This window comes from Psychrobacter sp. 1U2 (assembly GCF_051847575.1).
On sequence record NZ_JBPYDC010000555.1, the window covers coordinates 1 to 978 of the forward strand.

Annotated in this window: 1 protein-coding gene; it reads right to left on the bottom strand. The window is 41.9% G+C overall.

Going from position 1 to position 978, the window contains the following annotated elements:
- Positions 1-129 precede the first annotated feature (129 nt).
- The coding region (locus ACS8FD_RS17225) for a BCCT family transporter (RefSeq protein WP_439276748.1) at positions 130-978 on the bottom strand (849 nt) is incomplete at its 5' end.

The following is a 978-nucleotide window of genomic DNA, read 5'->3' on the forward strand; positions in this document are numbered from 1 at the left end:
ACGGTTGAGTTTTCATCAAGAAAAGTTTGAAAGTAGCCTGACTCTATTCACTACTTTATTAACTAATAAAACCCCAATCTACGAATAGATTGAGGTTTTGTGTAGCGACGTGCAATTTTATACTATACTTTAATCACCCTTAGCAATCTCAGGTGGTCCTTCTAATAGTTCTTCATCAACGAACTCGTTAGCCGTATTGTGCTCGACCGACTCTTCAGTGATAAAGCGCTGCTCTGCACGGTACAATATAAGCTCATCACGATTGAATCCTCGTATCATAGCGTACAGCATGACAAAAACGACAACGGCAAACGGGAATCCTGCCACGATAGCAGCCGCTTGTAGGGCGCCTAAACCGCCCGCTGCCAGTAGAATAGCAGCAACAAAACCTTGAGTTATCGCCCAAAACAGACGTTGGATCTTGGGCGGATTGGTCTCACCACCTGCGGTTAGCATATCGATCACAAAACTTGCTGAATCTGAAGAGGTCACAAACCATAAAACAATCATGATGATGATCAACATCGTTGTGGCTTGCGTAAATGGATAAAATTCCATTAATTTGAAAATTGCATTTCCATAGTCATTTTGTACCACTTCAATGAACCCAGGATTGCCAATCAGCTCCATATTTACAGCCACACCGCCAAAGGTTGTGAACCAGAAAAACAGGATAACCATAGGAATAAATAATACGCCTAATAAGAATTCACGAATGGTACGACCACGGCTAATACGAGCGATAAACACGCCAACAAATGGTGACCAGCTAATCCACCAAGCCCAATAGAAAATAGTCCATGATGACTGCCAATCGCCCTTACTATAAGCTTCACTCCAAAAGCCTAATTGAACGATATTTTGTACATAGTTACCGACGTTTTCAACCAAGCTGTCCATAATGTATTGGGTTGGGCCCATAATAAAAGCAAACCCTAGCAGCACAAAGGTCAAAACAATATTGGTATCACTAAGACG